The sequence below is a fragment of the Aminobacter sp. Y103A genome (assembly GCF_030294925.1).
Taxonomy (GTDB): domain Bacteria; phylum Pseudomonadota; class Alphaproteobacteria; order Rhizobiales; family Rhizobiaceae; genus Aminobacter; species Aminobacter ciceronei.
Map to the genome: position 1 here is coordinate 4361441 of NZ_AP017986.1, position 19931 is coordinate 4381371.

The following is a 19931-nucleotide window of genomic DNA, read 5'->3' on the forward strand; positions in this document are numbered from 1 at the left end:
CAGTGGCAGGCTACATCAACATCACGGCCGGACCGGGTCCGGCCGTGATTGTTTCTGATCGGGCAGAACTTACTTCTGCAGTTCGGTCCAGATCTTGGTGTACAGGGCGGTCACCTCGGGCGCGCAGGTCTGGAGGATTTCGCCGTTCTTCTTGAACTCCTCCGGCACCACGACTTCCGGCGCGGACGTCATGTCGGCTGGCATGAACTTCTCCGAACCGGCGATGCCGTTGGCATAGCGATGGAAAGCCGAGTTCATCGCCGCGTTTTCCGGATCCATCATGAAGTTCTGGAACAGCTTGGCGTTCTCGACGTTCTTGGCTTCCTTCAGCACCACCACGTTGTCGGACCAGTACTGGAAACCTTCGGTCGGATAGCCGTAGTGGATGGCTGGGTTCTTCAGCCGCTGGCGCAGGGCCGAGCCGTTCCAGTCGCTGGTTGCCTTGAAGTCGCCGGCGCCCATCTTTTCGATGGTGTTGTATTCCATGGCGATCCAGTTCGGCTTGGCGGCAACGAGAACGTCGCGCACCTTCTTCAGCACTTCCTTGTCGCCGGTGCACTGCTCGCCGCCGACATACTTGATCGCGGCATGCAAGACGTCGTTCATCTCGGGAACGACGTTGACCTTGCCCTTCAGCTCGTCCGGCGTGTCGAAGACGATCTTCCAGGTGTTGATGTCGCCCTGGTAGACGTCGGTGTTGACGACCACGCCGACGGTGCCCCAAGCCCACGGCACGGTGTACTTGCGGCCCGGATCGAAGGCCGGGTTGGCCCATTCGGGCGCGACGTTCTTGAAGTTCTCCATGCCACCGGGATTGGTCTCGAGGATGAGCCCTTCCTGGATCCAGATCGGCACGTAGGTCTGCGACGGCATGGCGACGTCGAAGCCGGTGCCGCCCTGGCGCACCTTGGCAAGTGCGGTGTCGTTCGAGTCGTAGTCGGTCACTGTTACCTTGACGTCGAACTGCTTCTCGAACTTCTTGATCATGTCGGGGCTGATGTAGTTGCCCCAGTTGTAGATGTTCAGCTCGCCGGCTGCGGAGGCGAGGCTGGTCGAGGCAAGCAGCGCAAGGCCGGCGGCCATCGACATGGATTTCAGATTCATCATTCCACTCCCGTTGATTAATCCCGTTTCCTGCTCAAGAAGAAGAACAGCGTGACGATGACGACCGACAAGAGCAGGAAGACGGTCGATATCGCATTGACCTCCGGCGTGATGCCGCGGCGGATCTGCCCCAGCATGTAGGTTGGCAAGGTGTCCTGCCCGCCCGACTTGACGAATTCGGTAATGACCACGTCGTCGAGCGAGATGACGAAGGCGAGCATCAGGCCGGCTATGATTCCCGGCCAGAGCAGTGGCAGCGTCACGCGGCGGAACGCCTTCCATGGCGTGGCGTAGAGATCGGCCGCAGCCCGTTCGAGCGTCAGGTCCATGTTCTCGAGGCGCGCCCGGATCGGCAGATAGGCAAAGGGAATGCAGAACGCCGTGTGCGCCGCGATCAGGTAGCCGAGGCCGTTGTAGCCGCTGGCGATCTTGATCTGCGCAAAGAAGATCAGCAGCGCCACGCCGGTGACGATCTCCGGCACCATCAGCGGCTGGTTGATGAAGGCGTATTTGAACGTCAGGCCGCGATAGGTGCGCGTCCGCGTCGTCGCCAGTGCCGCCATCGTTGCCGCGATGGTGGCGATGATCGCCGCCGAGGAGGCGATCTTCAGCGACCGCCAGGAGGCGTCGACGACCTGCTGGTTGGACCAGGCGGCGACGAACCAGCGCAGCGAGAAGCCGCCCCAGTCGGACACCGAGCTCGACTCGTTGAAGGCGAAGATCACCAGCACGGCAATCGGCAGGTAAAGCAGGAAGAAGCAGGCGCAGGCGATCGTCGTAAAACCGGTCTGCTGCCTGATCGAGAAGCGCTTAGCCATGACGCACCTCCGAGCCTGCGGTGTTGCGGACGTAGACGAGAAGCGCCACCATCACGATCGCCATGACGGTGATCGAAAGTGCTGCCCCCAGTGGCCAGTTGCGCCCTTGCCCGAACTGCAGCTCGATCAGGTTGGCGAACATCATGTTCTTGCCGCCACCCAGAACGCTCGGTGTCACATAGGCGCCGATGGCCGGGATGAACACCAGGATCGAGCCAGCGACGACACCGGGCCTGACCAGCGGGAAGATGATCCGCTTCAGCACCTGCCAGCGCGTGGCATAAAGATCGTAGCCGGCCTCGACGAGGCGGAAGTCGAGCTTTTCCATGCTGGCATAGAGCGGCAGCACCATCAGCGGCAGGTAGACATAGACCATGCCCACCATGATGGCGAAGTCGGTGTAGAGCATCTGGATCGGCTGGTCGATGATGCCGAGATTGATCAGCGCCGTGTTGATCAGGCCTTCGTTGCGGATCACCTGCAGCACGGCAAAGGTGCGGATCAGCAGGTTGGTCCAGAACGGAATGGTGATCAGGAACAACCAGATGTCGCGCGTCCGCTCCGACCGCGTTGCGATGAAATAGGCCGTCGGAAAACCGAAGACCAGCGTCGCCACCGTCGCCATGAGAGCGAGTTTCAGCGAGCGCCAGAAGATGGTGAGATGGGCGCTGGCAAAGGACAGCGTGTCGTCGAAGATGTCGCGTTCGAGGAAAACCGAGACCCAGCCCTCGGTCGAGAACTTCCACTGGACGTCGCCGTAGGGTCCGGGCGTCAGGAACGAATAGAGAAGCACGATCAAGAGCGGGCCGGATGCGGCCAGAAGGATGATGATCAGCGCCGGCGCCGAGAGATACCAGCGGTTCCTGATCTCCCGCGCCTCTGCCTGCTTTTCGATTTCGGCTGCGGTCGCCATGGCTCAGTCCTTCAGGATCTGGGCCGCATCGTCGCCCAGGACGATGCCGACGCGCTCGCCGCGCTCGAATTCCACCATCGCGCCGCGCGTGTTCTGCTGGCGCACGGTGAAAGCCTCGCCGTCATCCAGCCTGACATGCACATGCGTGTCGGTGCCGAAATAGACGACGTTTTCGACCAGGCCCGAAATGTCACCCTTGCCCTTCACCGCCTTGGCGTGCTCTGGCCGGATGACGACGGTGGCATCGCCGTCGGGCTTGAAGCCATCGGCGACCGTCGCCGAGATCGTCGCGCCGGACTTCAGCGTCACCTTGGCCTTGCCGCCGTCGATGCTGTCGATGCTGGCGTCGAGGAAATTGGTTTCGCCGATGAAGTCGGCGACGAAGCGAACCGCCGGCCGGTCGTAGATCTCGCGCGCCGACCCGACCTGCAGGATCTTGCCCGACGACATCACCGCGATGCGATCGGACATGGTCAGCGCTTCTTCCTGGTCATGGGTGACGAAGATGAAGGTGATGCCGGTCTCGTGCTGCAGACGCTTGAGTTCGATCTGCATTTCCTTGCGCAGCTTGTAATCGAGCGCCGACAGCGGCTCGTCGAGCAACAGCACCTTGGGCTGCGGCGCGAGCGCGCGGGCCAGCGCCACGCGCTGTTGCTGACCGCCGGAGATCTGGCTGGTGCGGCGCTTGGCGAGCTTTTCCATGCGCACCAGCTTCAACATCTCGGCGACGCGGGCGTCGATCTCGGCGCGTGGCTTGCCCAGCATCTCAAGGCCGAAGCCGATGTTCTCGGCCACCGTCATATGCGGAAACAGTGCGTAGGACTGGAACACCGTGTTGACCGGCCGCTTGAATGGCGGCAGCGGCGCGATATCGCTGCCATAGAGCAGGATCTCGCCTTCCGAAGGAAAATCGAAGCCGGCGATCAGGCGAAGCAGCGTGGTCTTGCCGCAGCCGGAAGGTCCAAGCAGCGTGAAGAACTCGTTTTCCCTGATCGAAACCGAAACGGTATCCAGCGCTGCGACCTGCGCCTCTCCCGTCCCGAATACTTTACGAACCCCACGAACTTCGATCGCATTCTTACCCGGTGTGTCCGGCACGCAAACGCCCCATTTGTTTCGTCCACTTTTGCAGTGAAACTTTTTTCCCCGTTCAATTGTCACCACACCCCGTCAGGCTTGGCAACAACGGCTCGTCGTCATGTCGCCGGGCATCCGCCCTGCGGCTCATGCCTGGTAGCTCACCCGCCCTCCGCAGATGGTCGTCACAGGCCGCACCTGGTGCAACACCGCCGGATCGGTTGCCTCGATGTCGGCCGAGAGCACCACCAGGTCGCCGAAATAGCCTGGTTTCAGCTGGCCCTTGCGGTCTTCCTTGAACTCGGCGTAGGCGCCCTCGACGGTGTAGCCGGCCAGCGCCTGGTGCAGCGAAACGCTCTGGTCGGGCATGTCTTCAGCCCATGGCTTTCGCAGCATCGCTGCCTGCATGCCCTCGATCGGATCGATCGGCGCCACTGGCCAGTCGGAGGCAAACACCACATGCGCGCCTGCCTCGATCAAGGTCCGGGTCGGATAGGCATAGGGCCAGCGCTGGCGACCGATGCGCGATACCGTCGGCTCAAGAGGAAAGCTCATCGCACCCGGCGGGTGCGGAGGCTGCATCGAAGCGATCACGCCGAGGTCGACGAAACGCTGGATGTCGCTGGCCGTGGTCAGCTCGACATGCTCGACACGGTGGCGGCTGTCGCGCTTCCCATTGACCTTCGCGGCCGCCTCGTAGCCGTCTAGTACGGCGCGTGTCGCGCCATCGCCGATCGAATGCACGGCGATCTGCAGGCCGCGCCGGTCGATCTCGGTGGCGATACGTTTGAACTCCTCGGGCGAAAACAGCGGCTCGCCGACCCAGTCGGGACGATCCGCATAGGGCTCGATCATCACGGCCGTCCAGGAGTCCAGCACGCCGTCATAGAACATCTTGACGAGACCCGACGACAGCCAGTCGCCGTCGTAGCGCTCGGCCATGACGGACGCCTTGTCCAGCGCGTCTGGCGTCATGAAGTTCTTGTAGTGGAACGGGATCTGCACCCGGCAGATCAGATCGCCCTCTGCCTGGACTTCCGACAGAAGCTCCAACTGGTAGAAATTGCCGTCCATGTTCTGGATCGAGGTGATGCCGTGGCGCGCGCACCAATCGAGGCCGCGGCGCATGATGGCGCGGTCGCCAGCGCGCTCGTCGCCTTCGGGCACAGGATCGGGCTCGCCGCCGGTCGACAGGCCGAGCCGCACACGCTCCTCGCCGGCAAGCTTGAGCACCGGGTTGAACGCCTCGTTCTCGCGCAGCTCGCCCTCGGCCAGGCCATCGTCGCCCATGACGATCTCGTTGCCGGGCGTAAGTTCCCGCCCGTGCAACACATCGGCCATTTCGAGCGCCTTGGTGTTCGCCCAATAGGTGTGATGGTCGGGGGCCGCCATGATGAAGGCCCGGTCGGGCAAGATGGCGTCGAGGTGATGGCGCGTCACGCGCTCGCCGCCGAGAATGGTGTAGTCGGCGCCCTGGCCGACAAGCATGCGCTGGTTCGGGCGAGCAGCCGCATAGGCCAGCACCGCTTCGCGCAGAGCATCAAGGCCATGCACGCCGGCAAGCTGAAGATGCGCCAGTTCGGCCGCACCCGAGAAGAGATGCATGTGCGCTTCGATGAAGCCAGGAACCACCGATCCGCCGCGCGCGTCGATAATCTTTGTGTCGGGGCCGCGCAGCGCTTCAACGGTGGCGTTGTCGCCAACGGCCGCGATCAGTCCATCTACGACTGCCACCGCTTCGGCCGTGGGCCGGGTCGAGTCCATGGTCAGCACGCGGCCGTTGATGACGATCAGATCGGCATTGCGAACCGGTTGGACAGACATCGCGACTCCGCGCACTTGACTGACTGATACCGTTCACGCCCGCACCGGCTGCCCCGTCCCAAGGAGTGGCGCAACCAGACAGCAGGCTGAGGCCGGTTCGCTGTCCCAAGGAATTCCTCTTTCCCTAAAGACAGCATCGAGAAAAAATGCGACTAATTATTCGCGTTTGTCAATATGCGGGTTTTCCGGGGATGCGTTGTGGAGGACGCCCCTGGTGTATGCTGGCGACGAGCAGGGAGCGAGAAGTCCAGTCCGTGAAGAGCAGTCTCACAAAGAAGGCCACGACGGCGCTTAGCCCGCGCAAACAGCCGCGACAGGAACGGTCGAGCAAGGTCGTCGACAGGATCCTCGACGCCGCCCTGATCCTGACCAGGGAACAGGGAACCAAGACGCCGACGACGCTGGCCATCGCCCAGCGCGCCGGCCTGTCGGTCGGCTCGATCTACCAGTACTTCCCCAACAAGGAAGCCATCCTGCTCGACCTTGCCCGGCGCTGGCTCGGTGCCTTCCCGGAAGTGATCGCCAAGCGCATTGCGGCTCCCCGCCCGACCAATCGCGACGAATTCCAGCAGGAGGTGGACAAGCTCTTCGTCGACACCTCCCGGCTCTATCTCGACAACGCCACGCTGATGCCGGTCATCGAGGCGATCACCGGCAATCCCGACCTCCGTCCGATCCAGAACGAGTATGACGACCAGATCATCGCGCTCTATGCAGCCTGGCTGCAGCATGTGAACCCGGCGCTCGACGACGGCATCGCCAGCCGGCTCGGCGTGGTGATGATGGAAGTCGGCCACGTCTGCCGTCTCGTCGGGCTCAAGCGCGACCGCAAGGCCTTCGATCTCATCCAGGACGACGTCAAGACCATGTGGCTTGCCCTCGTCGACCCCTATCTCGACCTCAACTAGAACCAGGAAGGATTTTCATGAAGACAGTCTTTTCGCCGCTTCACGCCGGCCACAGCGGCCAGATGGAGCTTGTCGCCGGCGCCATCGTGCCCGGCTTCGAAAAACCCTCGCGGGCCGAGATCATCAAGGCGCGGGTCGAAGACCAGAAGCTCGGCGATATCCTAGCGCCCGAGATACATGACCTCGCCGCCGCCAAGCGCGTGCACGCGGCCGACTATATCGATTTCCTGCCGACCGTCTGGCCGGAATGGGAAGCAGCAGGGAAAACCGGCTCGGCCATCCCCTTCGCCTGGCCGACACGCGGCCTGCGCGGCGACGTGCGCCCGCAGACCATCGAGGCACTGCTCGGCTACTATTCCTTCGACGGCGGCGCGAGCTTCGTGAAGGGGACCTGGGATGCCATCAAGTCATCCTATGACGTGGCGTTGACAGCAGCTCAACTCGTCAAGGCCGGCGAACGTGCCGCCTTCGCGCTCTGCCGTCCGCCGGGCCACCACGCCGGTGCCGCCTTCATGGGCGGCTACTGTTTCATCAACAACGCCGCCGTCGCCGCCCAGTGGTTCCGCGACCAAGGCGCAAAGCGCGTCGCCGTGCTCGACGTCGACTATCACCACGGCAACGGCACTCAGGAGATTTTCTACTCACGCGCCGACATCCAGGTCATCAACCTGCATGGCGACCCGATGACCGAGTATCCGTTCTTCCTCGGCCATGCCGACGAACGCGGTTCGGGCGAAGGCGAAGGCTTCAACATCAACTACCCGATGCCCTTCGGCACCACTTTCGACAAATGGAACGAGGCACTGGAAGACGCCTGCCGGAAGCTCGCTGCCTATGCGCCTGACGTGGTCGTGGTCTCGCTCGGCGTCGACACCTTCGAGAAGGACCCGATCAGCCACTTCAAGCTGACCAGCGCCGACTATCCGAAGATCGGTGCCCGCATCGCCAAGCTCGGCCTGCCGACCTTGTTCGTCATGGAAGGCGGTTACGCCGTCGACGAGATCGGCGTCAATGCCGTCGGCGTGCTGACCGGCTTCGAGGGACGGTAATCCTCAAGCTCTCCCTTCTCCCCGCTTGCGGGGAGAAGGTGCCCAGAAGGAGCGGATCAGAGGCAGCACCGGGCTGCCCAGCCGTTCTCAGGTCACTGCGCCGAAACAGTTCCCGCAGCCGCCAGTGCCGCTGCCTTCTTCCGTCCAAGCCGCGTCAGCAGCCAGGCAACCGCAAGCCCGCCAAGCGCGATGCCTATCGCCAGCAGCGGCCGGTACCAGAACCATGCGACCGCGATCGTTGCAGTGCCCACCAGCAAGGCCAGTACGAAGGCGACAAGCCCGGTGCCCATGCGCACCATCGAGCCTATGAAGGGGATCACATCGGCAATCACGCCGAGTGGCGCCAGCAGCAGTCCGAAGCCGATTGCCAGCAACAGCAGGCAGCCGACGCGCACCAGCCAGGTGATAATGGTGTTGGCACTGACTGCGTCGGCGAACATCTTTTCCGCCGGCACCCTGCCGCTGTCGACAAGCAGCAGCTCGTCGCCGGCCACCGTCTGGTAGGGCGCAAACCGCTCGCCCGTCTGGCGGCCGATGACACTGATGTCGCCGAGCGGTACCAGCCGGCACTCGATGCGGTAGTCACCGATGGCTGGAGAAGCCGGATTTGCGCCGAGATAGATGCGCCCGTCCAAGACGTTGACGCGCTCGGTGCCGGGATAGGCGGCGGCAATGTCCGGCAACTGGCTCGGCGTGATGGTCAGCGGATTGCTGTCGCCGATGCGGTCGAACACCGGCTCGTCAAGCGTAAAGGCGCCAAGCTTGCCTTCATGGATCTGAAACGTGCGCGAGCCGAGCGCCATGGCGGGGTTCTGATGATTGGCCGGCTGCTTGAACTCGGCCGAGTCGATCGGCCGGTCCTGCCATTCCTTGGCGTAGCTGTAAGTGGTGACGGTTTCCTCGCCACCGCCCAGCTTGGTGTTGGTCTCCGATTTGGAATTCTCCACCCACTGGAACATCTCGACGGTGCGCACCAGCCGCACGCCCTTGGCCTCGATGGCAAAGTCCGGATCGCTGACGGCGTCAGAGGTCATCACGGGCCCCGTGGTGTGCACCAGCTCGCCCTCATTGGCGGCGTCGATCTTGTCGACGGGCACCGACACAACCGCACCGGCACCCTCCGCCAGCGAGCGCGCCGTGGTCACCGCCCGGCCCTCGTTCCAGAACAGCACCACGACCATGGCAAGGACGAGGACGAACCCGACCAGCACGCCTCCGACCGAGCGCCTGACGCGCCCGAACCACGACACGCTGGTCACTTCACGAAACTGTTCGCTCATCTGCTATCCCTGCCCCACGCGACGCAGCGTTAAGCCGAACGGGCCAGGCGATCAATGGCCATTCTCGCGAAGCTTTCCCGAAGGTTTCCGCAGCGTTTCCGGCTGCCTTGAGTCTGTCGAAGGACTCTGAATTAACTTTTTGTCAATTCTGTTTGCGGAGCGATTCGCGAGGGGTTAAATTGAACCCGAATCAGCCGGTCCACGGGGGGGCGCGGCGAACCACCAACTCTCTGAAATACCGGGATTTTTCTCGGTTGAGAGCGCGTCAGGCTTCGCGCGACCCGCACGGATTCGGCCGATGGATGCATAAGGCGTCCGCGTCGCGTTTCTAGCGTCATAGTCACGAGTATTTCGACCGGTTCGGGCGCCGCCCAGACCAGGTACCCTTATGGATTCCGGCAGAAGTTTCTGAAATGACCGCCCTCGCCGCTCGCAACGAACAGACCACCGTCGCAGCAAGGCTCGCATCCAGAAGCGATCTCACCGCTTTTTTCATGAACCTGACCGACGAGATCGGTGCAGACGGCTACATGCTGGTCGCCATCGCCCAGGATCAGGAGCGCGACAATCTCCAGATCATCGCCTCGAACTGGATCTACGACGCCATCCAGCTCGCCGGCCATGCACTGATCGCCGGTCTGGCTCAGGGCCCGTTCGCCAGTGCGCCGGGCGCACGCCCGCAGAGCGTGCTGGCCTCCCAGGCGCCCGCCATTCTCGGCGGCGAGGAAGCCCGCCTGCTCGACGTGCTCGGCCATGCCGAAATCTTCGCACTTCGCCTGCATGTCGGCCGCCAACGCCTGTTCGTATTGTTCTCGGCTGCCGAGGCCGGTCGCATCGATCCGAACGTCATGCCGCGCACCCAGCTCGAATGTTGCTATGCCCTGTCGCAGGCGCCCAGCGTGCTGGCCGCAGCGACAATGCAGGACCCCTTGTCGGACCGCGAGCGGGAGTGCCTGTTCTGGGTCTCCGAGGGCAAGACCACCGACGAGGTGGCGCTGATCCTCGGCGTGTCGTCCAACACCGTCAACAGCTACATCACCCACGCGATCCAGAAACTGTCGGCCTCCAATCGCGCCATGGCGATTGCGACCGCAATCAGGAGCGGCATCATTTGAGCTACGCCCAGGCAAAGCAGCTGAGCCGCGCACGCGATTATGAACAGGATGTTCCGTCCGCCCCTCACCCGATCGGCCTGCAAGCCGTAACGCTCGCGGACGCCGCCAAGCGCTGCCGCTGGATCTCGGTCGATCTCGGCGCGCGCGATTTCGCGCTGTGCCTGGCAGGTCCACCCGCAGAAAGCGGCCGGCTGACGGCATGCTTTGATTCCGACTATCCCGGCTCCATGTCGGCTGCCCGCCTGCTCGGCGGCAGCATCGGCGAACACCTGATGCGCCATGCGCGCCAGTCGACCGCGCCATGCTGGTGGACGGATGACGCTGATGCCCCTGAGGTCTTTTCAGCACTCACCTGGACCAGCCGCATCGAACCACTCGCCCAGAGTGGCCGCGGCATCGCATTTCCTGTTTACACCGATCGCGGCCAGGTCGGCCTCTTCATCTTCGGCGGCCCGGAGCTTTCGCCCAACCCGCAGACGCTGCACGACCTGCACGGCCGCTGCTTTGCGCTGTTCGATGCGGTGTCGCGCATCATCTCGCCCCAGTCACGCGACCTCCCGTCGATGTCGCGCCGCGAGATCGAGTGCCTGAAGCTGACCTCTCGCGGCTACACCAGCGAAGAGATCGCCAAGCTGCTCAAGCTTTCGGTGCACACCGCCAACCAGTATCTCACCCAGACGACGCAGAAGCTCAACGCCGTCAACCGCATGCATGCGGTCGCCAAGGCGCTGCGGCTGGGCCTGATCGACTAGCGCTGGTCGGGGTTTCGGGTCAGGCCGAGCCAAAAATGGCCGGTACCGAGAACCGGAGCGTACATTCAACCTACGTGAGCACCGGAAGCGCAGGGAGCAGGCATTCGCAGGCCGGCATCACTCGAATCTAGGCAGCTTCGGCCTGCGGAGTCCGCCTGATCATCGCATGCTGGATGGCGGCGGCGAGATATTCCGTGTTCTTTTCCGGCTCCGGATCCGGTTTCTCGAACGACACATAGTGGACTTCCACTGACGCGTTGGTCGCCGTCATCGACAGCTGGAAATAGACCACCGCCCCTTCCGGCCTGAGCTCGAGGTCGAGTACGATGCGCGGGCTACCCGTCCAGCTGACATGCGCCTCACCGCCCAGTCCGAGGCGCAGCGCGCCCGGCATGAAATAGAGCTCCGCCGCAGAATCGACCAGGTCGGCCACGTTGGCAAAATGCTCGAGCCTGATGAAGGCGATGTAGTCGGCAAGGTCGACGAGGCGCAATTCGCGCACCACCGGCTGGATCGCCGTTGCAACAAGTACTTCACGGGTCGAAGCGTACTGCTGATTTTTCATGACGGATTGCGCTGAGCCTTGTTTCCGTAAACGATCCGCACCAGTTCGGCGACGGCCTGGTAGAACTGCGATGGAATGACACTATCCACTGAAACTTGCTTGTACATGGAGCGGGCGAGCGCCACGTCTTCGAACACTGGAATGCCGTTCTGTTCGGCTATTTCGCGAATCTTCAAAGCGACCAGGTCCTGCCCCTTGGCGAGCACGACAGGTGCTGCATCCTCGTTGCGGACGTAGCGCAACGCGATGGCGAAGTGGGTCGGATTGGCGATCACCAGCGTCGCCTTGGGCACCGCGGTCATCATGCGCTGGCGAGCGCGGTCGCGGGCGATCGAGCGCAGCCGGGCCTTGACGATCGGATCGCCTTCCGACTGCTTCATCTCGTCCTTGACCTCCTGCTTGGTCATGCGCTGTTCCTGGAACCAGTGGAAGCGCGACCAGACGATGTCGGCGACGCCGATCACCCCCATGACGAAGACGATCGCCACCAGGATGTCGACGGTGATGCCGCGGATGACGTCGCCAAAGGCCACCGGATTGGTGATCATACCGGCCAGCAGCCGGCGATGATCGTCCGACAGCACGAAGTAAAGCACGATCATCACGAAGCCGAGCTTGCCCAGCGACTTCAGGAATTCGACAAGGCCCTGAGAGCCGAACATGCGCTTCCAGCCCTTGGTCAGGGAAATGCGTTCGGCTTGCGGGCGGATGCGCTCGCCGACGAACTGCGGCACGTTCTGGATCAGCGACGCACCGACGCCCGCCACGATCAGCATCACGAACAGGCTGGCGACCGCGCGTGCGATCTCGACCGCCACCGCCTGGTAGAGTTCGATGACGTCGCGCTCGGTGCCGAGCGGCCAGGCCTCGGGCTTTTCGAGGAAATTGGACAGGAAGACGCCGAGTTCGGCGACCGACGAGCTGGCAAAGAACACGGCATAGACCATGATCGCCAGGAACGAGGTGAAGATCGCGACTTCCTTGGAGACGGGCAACTTGCCCTTCTCCATCGTGTCGCGGATTTTCTTCTCTGTCGGTTCTTCTGTTTTGGAGTCTTTGTCCTCGTCCGACATTGCTCAGCAGACCGCGTCGGATAAGGTCAGGCGGCGTCTTGCGCGGATGGCAATTCGAGGAGGCCCTCGTTTGACATGCGCAAGGCGGTGGAAGCGATGGTCTTGCGGGCACGCAGGATGTCGGCCGGTTGAATGCCTTCCGATCCCTGGCTCAGTTCGGACTCGATCATGCGGCGCGAGCGCGCGCTGATCGACGACAGCACGGCCTCGGCGAGCGGCAGCGGCGTTCCACGTAGGGCCATGGTGATGAGTTCGGTCGAGAGTCCATCGAACAGAGCCACGCGCGCCTTCTGCGACATCGACGTGATGTCCTCGAAGGAGAACAGGCGGGCGCGGATGGCATCGAGATCGGCCATGCCGACTTCCCGCAGGTCGCTCATCACCTCTTCGAGCTGCGACTTGTCCAGTTCGTTGAGGACGCTGGCGACGCGCGTTTGTCCGACCGATGTATCCTTCTGGGCGCTCTCGGTCAGCACGTGGTTGCGCAGCTGCTGCTCGACCAGCTTGGTCGCCGCCTCGGGCACGTTGGCCAATTCCATCATGCGCTTGATGATCTCGCTGCGCACCGGCTTTTCCATCGACAACACCACGCGTGCCGCATAGGTCGGCGCCAGGTTGGACAGGATCATCGCCGCGGTCTGCGGATGCTCATTCGCAAGGAAAGTGCCGATCTGCGTTGCTTCGAGCCTTTCGACCTGCGGCCACACCGGCGGCAGGTTATCCTTGATCATCAAGGGTTCGCCATTGCCCATCAGGGCGTTCATTTCTTCCGGCGACAGCGACTCGTTGAGGATGGTGTCCATCTTGTCGGCGGAATCGAGCAGGCCGGCACCTTCGGTGAACTCGGCCTCGAACTCGGCGACGATCCGTTCGAGATCGGCCTGGGGAATCGTACGCAGCAGCCGCGCGCCTTCGATGAGCGCCTTGAGCTCCTCCTGCTTGAAGAACTTCAGCAGACGGCTGGCCGATGGCTTGCCCATGGCCACCAAAATAGCCGCAGCCTTCTGTGGCCGCGTCAGCGACGCCAGCGACGTGGTCATGCGGAGGTCTCTCTGGAAGCAGGGGTAAGCACAGTCAAAAGTCCAGTCCTCAGGCGCTCTTCGTCGCCGCTACGATTTCGGTCAGGCGGATGCCGAAACGCGACGGATCGCTCTCAAGTACCGTGATTTCGCCACGTGCGATACGCCTTCCGTTGACCACGACGTCGACAGGTTCGCCGATGCGGCGGTCGAGCGCAACCGTCGAGCCCTTCTGCAGCGCCATCAGCTCCGACACCGGCATTTCGGTGCTGCCGAGCACGATCTGCACTTCGACCGGAATGCCGAAGATCACGCTGCTGTTGCCGGCTGCCGCCGCTGCACCGCCGGCGCTTGGCCGCTTTTCCTCTTCGCTCAGCACGCCGCGCAATTCTTCGATGGCACGATTGAGCTGATCGTCCTCGACTTCTTCGATTTCGGGCTTTTCGACCTCGGGCTTGGACTGTGCCTTGCTCATCGGTGTTCTCCAGTTCTGTCGTTCGCGGCGGCTGGTGCTGCTGGGCAGCAGCTCAACCCGCGACGATCCCTTCAATTGTTTCTTCTGTAGAGTCGAACGGACGTCGGATGCGTACTGTGTAATTCTGGCCGAGCTTGCCGAACTCGCAGGCAAACAGTGTCTTGCCGCGAGCGGCGATGACAGCGTTGGACTGGGTGTTCTCGGCGAGCTCGATGACCTGCCCGACCTGGAGACCAGTCAGTTCGCCAAGCGTCATGCGCCCGATCGGCATCGAGGCCTCCAGCCTCACGGTCGAGCGCATCAGCTCGTCGGAGAAGCGCGAGCGCCATTCGGTGGTCGGAGCAGCACTCGTCTCGACCTCTGCCGGGCGGCGATCCGAAACCAGCACGCGCTGCGGCAGCGTCAGCGTCAGCGTACCGCGCGAAGCCATCGTCGACACGGTCAGCACGATGCGCGCCGACGGCCCGTCGCGAAACACATGCTTCTTCATCATCGCGCCGGTGATCGCTTCGGGCGCCGGCAGCTTGACGCCAAGGCCACCGTCCGGCCCCTGCGCGTTCATCGCGCGCGCCACATCCTGGATCAGCAGCGAGACAACGCCAAGCTCGATCGACGACAGATCGCGGTCGATCGGGGCAATGTCGCGGCCGGCATCACCGCCGAACATCAGGTTGACCAGGATGGCGATCGCCTGCGGATCGAACGTCATCACCAGGCCATCGGGCGAAAGCTTGGTCGGGGCGACGGTCATCGCCTGGTTGCTCTTGCCTGCCTTGGCATCCGTCATGCGGCCAAGCTTGATCTCGCCAACCTCGACGAAGACAGACGTTGGCAGTGCGTGGTTGATGGCCTCGGCAATAGCGGTTGCCGCGCGTTCGGCAAGGCGGCGCGCAGCGGCAAGCACTTTCTCCGGCTCGCCGGTATCGCCCAGCAGGCGCTCGATGACGACATCCCGCGGTTCCGCCGGGCTTGCGGTGGTATTCATGACTTGCGATGCCCTTTGTCAGCGTCCCGCATTGGCTCAGGCGGCCTTCTTCTCGACGATCGCCGTGTTCAGCGTGCTCTGCTCCACCGAATCGATCGACGGACGATCATAAGACGAGATCGTCTTGCGGCCGAACTCGATTGCAACCTGCGGCAGCGAGCCGTTCATGTAGGCAAGCAGCGTCTGCTTCACGACGATGTAGAGGCGGTTCTTCTTCTCGCGCACCGTCTTGATCTTGGTGGCGATCGGCGCGACCACGGCATAGGACAGGAAGATGCCGAGGAAGGTGCCGACCAGTGCCGCACCGATCAGGCCACCGAGGATTTCGGGAGACTGGTCGAGCGCGCCCATCGCCTTGACCACGCCAAGCACCGCAGCAACGATGCCCAGCGCCGGCAGGCCGTCACCAACGGCGATCAGCGCGTGATAGGACTTGAGCTTGTCGGCGCGGATGGTCTGGATTTCCTCGTCCATCAGCGCCTCGATCTCGTGCGAACGGGCATTGCCGATGATGATGATGCGGCAATAGTCGCAGATGAAATGCGTCAGGTCGTAGTTCTTGAGCACCAGCGGATAGGCCTGGAAGATCGGCGAGTCGTCGGGGTTGTCGATATGCGCCTCGACCTCGGACCGGGTCTTGGTGCGCAACTCGCGCATCAGCGAATGCAGCACGCCCAGCGTCTCGAGATAGTCCTGCTCTTTCGGCACTGCCTGCTTGAGCGCTTCGACGATCGCCTTGCCGGTATCCTTGACGGTGGCCATCGGGTTGGCAACCAGGAACGTACCGAGGGCCGCACCGCCAATGATGACGAGTTCCCAAGGCTGCATCAGGACGTCCAGGTGTCCACCCATCGCCATGAAGCCGCCGAGCACACAGCCCAGCGTCACGACGAGCCCGATCAGAATGCCCACAGCAGGTCCTTCCGCACTTTCAAAGCAACATACAGGCACAGATAGCGGCCGTGCCTTGTGTGAGGCTTGAAGGATCATCGCAAAGCCATTCAGCCTCGCGCAAGCAATGGGGCGTAGCCTTCACCGTCTATGCTGCGGCGGAAGGGCTGTTGTCGTGCTCAATACCTATACAAGCTACCACCTGATCGCGCGGGATCTCGGCAAGGCCTTGGATCGCGTGGAGAACCAGCCCACTGTCGAGCGCGACACCGAGTACTATCTCAAGAACATCACCAAGGTGAAAAGCATCGACGAGTTCGTCAAGAACGACCGTCTGTTCAAATACGCCATGAAGGCGCACGGCCTGCAGGACATGGCCTACGCCAAGGCCTTCATGGTCAAGGCCCTGAAGGAAGGCGTGGCCAAGGAAGACAGCTTCGCCAACAAGCTGACCGACAAGCGCTACGCCGAATTCGTCAAGAGCTTCAACTTTGCCGAGCTCGGTGACAAGGCCACCGTCTACACCAAGGCGCAGCAGGGCGCGGTCGACAAATACCTGATCCGGGTCAAGCTCGATGGTGTCGACCCCAACTCCGAAGCGGTCAAGAAGGAGGTCAAGTATTACCTCGACAACATCGTCAAGGTGACATCGGCCAAGGACCTTATGTCCGACACCAGGCTCTACACCTTCGCCATGAAATCCTTCGGCATCGAAGGGTCGATCCCCAACAAGGAGATGATGGAAAAGGTACTGGCCGGCGGCGTTCGCGACCCGAAGAGCTACGCCAACCAGATGACGGACAAGCGCTACGCCGCGTTTGCCAGCACCTATAACTTCGAAGCACTCGGCAAGGATGCGACGACCTACAATGCCGCGCAGCGTCCGGCGGTCGACAAGTATGTCCGCCAGACCCTGGAAGAGGACGCCGGCAAGGACAATGAGGGCGTGCGCCTCGCGCTCTATTTCGAGCGCAAGGCCCCCTCGATCACCAGCTTCTACGAAGTGCTCGCCGACCCAGCGCTGGCCAAGGTCGTGCGCACCGCGCTCGGCCTGCCTGAATCATTCGCCTCGGCCAACATCGACCGTCAGGTCAAGCTGTTCGAGGACAAGCTGAAGATCGAGACCTTTGCCAATCCCAAGAAGCTCGGCGAATTCCTCAAGCGCTTCACCAGCCTCTGGGAAATCAACAATCCGTCCTCCCCGGTGCAGGCCTCCGTCGGCACCCTGTTCGGCTCGTCGTCGCCGGCCTACGGCGTTTCGACTGACGTGCTGTTTGCCATGCAGAAACTGAGGTTCTGAGAACATCATGCAGAACGGTCTTTACGTCGCCCTTTCCGCCCAGGTGGCTCTGGAAAAGCGTCTCAACACCATTGCCGACAACGTCGCCAACGCCTCGACCGTCGGCTTCCGCGCCACCGGCGTGAAGTTCGAGGACGTCGTTTCCGGCCTCGGCCCGAAATCCGTCTCCTTCACCTCGCCGGGTGATACCTACCTGTCGACCCAGCATGGCGCGATGCGTGAAACCGGCAACCCGTTCGACTTCGCCATTCGCGGCGACGCATGGTTCGGTATCGAAACGCCTGCTGGCGTCGTGATGACGCGCGACGGCCGCTTCTCGATGACGGCGGAAGGCCAGCTCGTCACCGTCGAGGGCCATCCGGTGCTCGACGCCGGCGGCGCGCCGATGCAGCTTGACCCACGTGCCGGACCGCCCACCGCGGGTTCCGACGGCTCGCTGCGCCAGGACGGACGCCTCGTCGGCGCCATCGGCCTCTATGAGTTCAACCCTGGTACCAATTTCGTCCGTTACGGCAACTCCGGCGTCATTCCGCCGACGGCGCCCGAGCCGGTCGTCGACCGCATGGACGCCGGCATCGTCCAGGGCTTCGTCGAGGAGTCCAACGTCAATCCGATCAAGGAGATGAGCAAGCTCATCATGGTGCAGCGCGCCTTCGAGAACACCGCCGCTCTGATGCGCCAAACCGAAGCGTCGTTCTCCGACGCCATCAAGACGCTCGGCTCGAAGTAAGTGAGCAACGCGCTGGCCAACATCCGCGACGAGCCCCAGGCGGTCCACGACAACCGGCTCGAAGCGCTCGAGCGGATCCAGCACCGCTTCGCCGACGACCGCCTGCTGGTCAGACGCGGCGGGCAAGTGACCGAGATCGCATCTACCCACTACAAGGTCGGCGGCCTGTCGCTCAGCGCGCGCCTCGGCGACATCGTCGAACACCGTGGCCATGGCCGCAACCGACGCGGCGAGATCGTGCAGATTGGCCGCGACGAGGTGCTGGTGGCGCCTTATGAAAGCAGCGGCGAGGTCGGCGTCGGCGATGCCGTCTTCACGCGTGGGCCGATCGCCATCACGCCGCATCCGAGCTGGCGCGGCCGCGCCATCGACGCGCTCGGCCGCCCCATAGACGGCGGCGCACCGTTGGTCCGCAGTGCCAGGAACGATGCCACCGAAGCGATCCCGCCTGCGGCGCTCGCCCGCCAACGCGTCGAAACAGGCTTCTTGACCGGCGTCCGCGTCATCGACATCTTCACCCCGCTGTGTTTCGGCCAGCGCATGGGCATCTTCGCCGGCTCCGGCGTCGGCAAGTCGACGCTGCTTGCCATGCTCGCCGGTGCGGATGCCTTCGACACCGTCGTCGTCGCCCTGATTGGCGAACGCGGCCGCGAGGTGCGCGAATTCCTCGAAGACACCATCGGCGTCGCTGCCATGGCCAAGACGGTCGCGGTCGTCGCCACCTCGGACGAGAGCGCGATGATGCGCCGCCGCGCGCCCGACACCGCGATGCGTGTCGCCGAGCATTTCCGCGACAAGGGCCACCGCGTCCTGCTGGTGCTCGATTCCATCACCCGTTTTGCCCATGCCCTGCGCGAGGTCGCCATCGGCGCCGGCGAGCCGCCGGTGGCGCGCGGCTATCCCGCCTCCGTCTTCACCGAACTGCCCAAGCTGCTCGAACGCGCCGGCCCCGGCATGGAGGGCACGGGATCGATCACCGCCATCATCTCCGTGCTTGTCGACGGCGACGACCACAACGATCCCGTCGCCGATTCCGTGCGCGGCATTCTCGATGGCCACGTGGTGCTCGACCGTTCCATCGCCGAGCAAGGTCGCTATCCGCCGGTCAATCCACTGGCTTCGATCTCCCGTCTCGCCTCCAAGGCCTGGACGCCGGAGCAGCGCCAGCTCGTCAGCAAACTCAAGGCACTGATCTCGCGCTTCGAGGACACGCGCGACATCCGTCTGCTCGGCGCCTACCAGCCGGGCGCCGATCCCGACCTCGACCTCGCCGTGAAGCAGGTGCCGGTAATCTACGAAGCGCTCGGCCAGTCGCCTGCCGACGGGCCCTCGCTCGATCCGTTCTCCGACCTCGCACGCCATCTGAAATCCAGGGATAGAACACATGTTCAGGCGGAATGACCCGGCAAGCGAATTCCTGGAGATGATCGGCTCCAAGGATGAGCCGCGCACGCTGATGCAGCGGCTCGGCCTGAAACGCCGGCCGCTGACCATCACGCCGAAGCACGAGAAAAAGCGTGATCACCGCAGCGATTTCATCATCGCCGCCCTCGGAATCGCACTCGGGCTCACCTGCGCGCTGTTTCCCTGGTACATCTTCTTCAATCAGGACAAGTTCGGCATCCGGGCGATGAAATTCTCCGGCGGCGGTCAGAACGACCAGGCGGTCCCGCTTGTCATGGGCGAGCAGGTCGAACGTGTCGGCGCGCCGATGACGGCCGAAGACATTCCGCCGATGAAGCTCGACCTGTTTGCCACCGGCTCGCTGCGCCCCAACAAGGATGAAGCTGGTCTTGCCGGCATAGCCGAACAGCCCTTTCCCGGACCGAAGATCGAATTCAAGCTCGTGCACATCGCCAATGGCCGCGCCATGGTCGAGGACGACGCCGGTGTCTGGGTGGTGCAACGCGGCTCCGTGCTGCCCGATTCGAGCCGCGTTGCATCGATCGAACAGCGCGACGGCAAATGGGTGCTTGTCACCTCGCGCGAAGAGGTCTTCCAGGTCGCGCAGTAGCGGCCGGGCCCCGCGCAAGGCCCGCGCAAGACTGAGGCC

The 19931-nt window shown here is 63.2% G+C and carries 20 protein-coding genes; 8 read left to right on the plus strand and 12 right to left on the minus strand.

What is annotated here, in order from left to right; all coding sequences use genetic code 11:
• Window positions 1–69 precede the first annotated feature (69 nt).
• From Amn_RS21380 to Amn_RS21400, 5 genes are all read right to left on the minus strand, one after another.
• Window positions 70–1104, minus strand: coding sequence for an ABC transporter substrate-binding protein (locus Amn_RS21380; RefSeq protein ID WP_067958641.1), 1035 nt, complete (start codon window positions 1102–1104; stop codon window positions 70–72).
• A 17-nt stretch (window positions 1105–1121) separates the two neighbouring features.
• Window positions 1122–1922 carry an ABC transporter permease gene (locus tag Amn_RS21385; protein WP_067958639.1) on the minus strand — a complete coding sequence of 267 codons (801 nt, stop codon included), beginning with the start codon at window positions 1920–1922 and terminating at the stop codon, window positions 1122–1124.
• Window positions 1915–2835, minus strand: coding sequence for an ABC transporter permease (locus Amn_RS21390; RefSeq protein WP_154386443.1), 921 nt, complete (start codon window positions 2833–2835; stop codon window positions 1915–1917). The genes Amn_RS21385 and Amn_RS21390 overlap by 8 nt, the downstream gene beginning before the upstream one ends.
• Window positions 2836–2838: 3 nt before the next feature.
• Window positions 2839–3933 carry an ABC transporter ATP-binding protein gene (locus Amn_RS21395; protein WP_067958634.1) on the minus strand — a complete coding sequence of 365 codons (1095 nt, stop codon included), beginning with the start codon at window positions 3931–3933 and terminating at the stop codon, window positions 2839–2841.
• Window positions 3934–4059: 126 nt separating this feature from the next.
• On the minus strand, window positions 4060–5736 hold the full coding sequence (locus Amn_RS21400) for an amidohydrolase (protein WP_067958631.1): 1677 nt from the start codon (window positions 5734–5736) through the stop codon (window positions 4060–4062).
• A gap of 254 nt (window positions 5737–5990) precedes the next feature.
• On the opposite strand from Amn_RS21400, the gene Amn_RS21405 reads away from it, so the two are divergent.
• Both Amn_RS21405 and Amn_RS21410 read left to right on the plus strand, forming a co-directional pair.
• Complete coding sequence (locus Amn_RS21405; RefSeq protein WP_067966206.1) at window positions 5991–6644, plus strand: TetR/AcrR family transcriptional regulator; 654 nt, start codon at window positions 5991–5993, stop codon at window positions 6642–6644.
• Window positions 6645–6661: 17 nt separating this feature from the next.
• On the plus strand, window positions 6662–7693 hold the full coding sequence (locus tag Amn_RS21410) for a histone deacetylase family protein (RefSeq protein WP_154386446.1): 1032 nt from the start codon (window positions 6662–6664) through the stop codon (window positions 7691–7693).
• 92 nt (window positions 7694–7785) lie between these two features.
• On the opposite strand, the gene Amn_RS21415 is transcribed toward Amn_RS21410, so the two are convergent.
• On the minus strand, window positions 7786–8973 hold the full coding sequence (locus Amn_RS21415) for a TMEM43 family protein (protein ID WP_286291711.1): 1188 nt from the start codon (window positions 8971–8973) through the stop codon (window positions 7786–7788).
• 413 nt (window positions 8974–9386) lie between these two features.
• Here Amn_RS21415 and Amn_RS21420 point away from each other — a divergent pair, with 413 nt between their 5' ends.
• Window positions 9387–10088, plus strand: a complete 702-nt coding sequence (locus Amn_RS21420; RefSeq protein WP_067958623.1) for a helix-turn-helix transcriptional regulator — start codon at window positions 9387–9389, stop codon at window positions 10086–10088.
• The gene (locus Amn_RS21425) at window positions 10085–10840 is read left to right on the plus strand and encodes a helix-turn-helix transcriptional regulator (RefSeq protein ID WP_286291716.1); all 756 of its coding nucleotides are present in this window, start codon (window positions 10085–10087) and stop codon (window positions 10838–10840) included. Before Amn_RS21420 ends, Amn_RS21425 begins: the two co-directional genes overlap by 4 nt.
• A 127-nt stretch (window positions 10841–10967) precedes the next feature.
• On the opposite strand, the gene Amn_RS21430 is transcribed toward Amn_RS21425, so the two are convergent.
• The 6 genes from Amn_RS21430 to motA are packed head-to-tail and all read right to left on the minus strand — an operon-like array spanning window position 10968 to window position 15869.
• Complete coding sequence (locus Amn_RS21430) at window positions 10968–11405, minus strand: BspJ family T4SS effector nucleomodulin (RefSeq protein WP_067958619.1); 438 nt, start codon at window positions 11403–11405, stop codon at window positions 10968–10970.
• Window positions 11402–12478 carry a flagellar biosynthesis protein FlhB gene (gene flhB / locus Amn_RS21435; RefSeq protein WP_286291718.1) on the minus strand — a complete coding sequence of 359 codons (1077 nt, stop codon included), beginning with the start codon at window positions 12476–12478 and terminating at the stop codon, window positions 11402–11404. The genes Amn_RS21430 and flhB overlap by 4 nt, the downstream gene beginning before the upstream one ends.
• 26 nt (window positions 12479–12504) lie before the next feature.
• Window positions 12505–13518, minus strand: a complete 1014-nt coding sequence (locus tag Amn_RS21440) for a flagellar motor switch protein FliG (protein WP_067958615.1) — start codon at window positions 13516–13518, stop codon at window positions 12505–12507.
• A 49-nt stretch (window positions 13519–13567) separates the two neighbouring features.
• Window positions 13568–13972: a flagellar motor switch protein FliN gene (gene fliN / locus Amn_RS21445; protein WP_067958613.1), complete on the minus strand. Its 405-nt coding sequence runs from the start codon at window positions 13970–13972 to the stop codon at window positions 13568–13570.
• Between the two features lie 52 nt (window positions 13973–14024).
• A complete protein-coding gene (locus Amn_RS21450; protein WP_286291722.1) occupies window positions 14025–14957 on the minus strand; it encodes a FliM/FliN family flagellar motor switch protein in 933 nt (310 codons plus the stop codon).
• Between the two features lie 36 nt (window positions 14958–14993).
• A complete protein-coding gene (gene motA, locus Amn_RS21455) occupies window positions 14994–15869 on the minus strand; it encodes a flagellar motor stator protein MotA (RefSeq protein WP_067958601.1) in 876 nt (291 codons plus the stop codon).
• Window positions 15870–16023: 154 nt separating this feature from the next.
• Between motA and Amn_RS21460 the strand changes: the two genes are divergently transcribed.
• Genes Amn_RS21460 through Amn_RS21475 form a run of 4 tightly spaced genes read left to right on the plus strand, consistent with a single transcriptional unit; the run spans window position 16024 to window position 19892 of the window.
• Entirely contained in the window at window positions 16024–17148 is a 1125-nt protein-coding gene (locus Amn_RS21460) for a DUF1217 domain-containing protein (protein ID WP_067958597.1), read from the plus strand.
• 7 nt (window positions 17149–17155) lie between these two features.
• Window positions 17156–17878 (plus strand): flagellar basal-body rod protein FlgF, encoded by a 723-nt coding sequence (flgF, locus tag Amn_RS21465; protein WP_067958594.1) that lies wholly within the window; start codon window positions 17156–17158, stop codon window positions 17876–17878.
• Window positions 17879–19279, plus strand: coding sequence for a flagellar protein export ATPase FliI (fliI, locus tag Amn_RS21470; RefSeq protein ID WP_067958590.1), 1401 nt, complete (start codon window positions 17879–17881; stop codon window positions 19277–19279).
• The gene (locus tag Amn_RS21475; protein ID WP_286291731.1) at window positions 19263–19892 is read left to right on the plus strand and encodes a hypothetical protein; all 630 of its coding nucleotides are present in this window, start codon (window positions 19263–19265) and stop codon (window positions 19890–19892) included. Before fliI ends, Amn_RS21475 begins: the two co-directional genes overlap by 17 nt.
• Window positions 19893–19931: the final 39 nt, after the last annotated feature.